This is a genomic window from Zobellella denitrificans (assembly GCF_002237365.1).
Classification (GTDB): Bacteria; Pseudomonadota; Gammaproteobacteria; order Enterobacterales; family Aeromonadaceae; genus Oceanimonas; species Oceanimonas denitrificans.
Map to the genome: position 1 here is coordinate 1 of NZ_NMUO01000179.1, position 1,504 is coordinate 1,504.

The following is a 1,504-nucleotide window of genomic DNA, read 5'->3' on the forward strand; positions in this document are numbered from 1 at the left end:
CTGCACCGAGCAAGCTCTACGCCTCTCTAGTCAGCGGCTGCGTCGAATGTGTATAGGAGAAAGGGCACGAGCACGTTGCCTGGCTGACCTCCCTGGGCGCGGCCGCCATCATCCCCCGCGCCGAGCTGGACGCCGAGCCGGCACCGCTGGAAACCCAGCGCTGGGCCGGCGCCGTGGACACCGTGGGCGGCCGTACCCTGGCCAAGATCCTGAGCCAGACCAAAATGGACGGCGCCGTGGCCGCCTGCGGCCTGGCCGGCGGCGTGGCCCTCAACACCACCGTCATGCCCTTTATCCTGCGCGGGGTGCAGTTGCTCGGCATCAACTCGGTCTATATGCCCAAGGCCAAGCGCATCGAAGCCTGGCAGCGGCTGCAGGAAAGCCTGCCGCTCGACTTCGAAGACCAGGCCCAGGTGCTGACCCTGGAGCAGAGCATAGCGGCGGCCCGGGATCTGCTGGCCGGCAAACTCAGGGGCCGGGTGGTGATCCAGCCCTGAGGCATTTGTTCCCACGGCGGGCACGCCCGCCGTTCAGTTTATTGACTTCGTCGTCTGAACACCTTAACGAAGTCAGCCAAAGGGCCCACTCCGCCGACACGCTGTAAATACATCCCTGTACGCTCGCACATGCCATCCCTGGCATGTGACGGTCGGCCGGAGTGGACCCTTTGTCTTTCTTTCTGGTATAGACGTTGCCTGTTTAGTTCAGCCTGAAGTTTTCCGCCGTCTGTACGACGCGCCTACCCACCGTTGTGCCAAGGCGGTTGGTTTAAGGAAGGCCTCGGCCCTTACCCGCCCTTGTCAAAATATGTTATAAAGTAACAAAACCATTTTCCCGGACCCACTCATGAGCACTCCCGTCACCACCCACCTCGTCATGGGCTTTCTCGGCAGCGGCAAGACCACCCTGCTGCGCCACCTGCTGGCCCACAAGCCGGAGCAGGAGCGCTGGGCCATCCTGGTCAACGAGTTTGGCGAGGTGGGCATAGACGGCTCCCTGCTCAGCGATCAGGGCGCCACCATCAAGGAAGTGCCCGGCGGCTGCCTGTGCTGCGTGTCCGGCCTGCCCTTCCAGATCGGACTCAACGCCCTGCTGCACAAGGCCAGGCCCGATCGCCTGCTGATCGAGCCGAGCGGCCTGGGCCACCCCAGCCGCATCCTCGACATTCTCACCAACGAGCACTACCGGGAGATACTGCAACTGGGCCCCGCCTTCTGCCTGGTGGACCCGCGCCAGTGGGCCGACCCACGCTACCGGGAGCACGACACCTACCAGGATCAGCTGGCCCTGGCGGACATACTGGTGGCCAACAAGACGGACCTGTGCAGCGAGGCGGAGCTCGAGGCCCTGCGCCGGGGCCTGGACGGCTACCGGCCGCCCAAGCAGGCGCTGGTGGAGGTATGCCAGGGCCAGCTGGATCCGGCCTGGCTGCAGGGCGAGCACAATCCGGAGCGCCGGCCGTCCACCTTGTTGAAGGCGCGCCAGCCGTCTTCCACCCGCAGCA

At 65.1% G+C, this 1,504-nt stretch carries 2 protein-coding genes; both read left to right on the forward strand.

Annotated elements, in window-relative coordinates; translation table 11 throughout:
- The first annotated feature begins 173 nt into the window (after window positions 1-173).
- Entirely contained in the window at window positions 174-497 is a 324-nt protein-coding gene (locus CGX12_RS19160; RefSeq protein WP_254918358.1) for a hypothetical protein, read from the forward strand.
- Window positions 498-846: 349 nt separating this feature from the next.
- Window positions 847-1,504 (forward strand): CobW family GTP-binding protein (locus CGX12_RS19165; protein WP_142995721.1); only part of this gene is annotated, 658 nt, incomplete at its 3' end.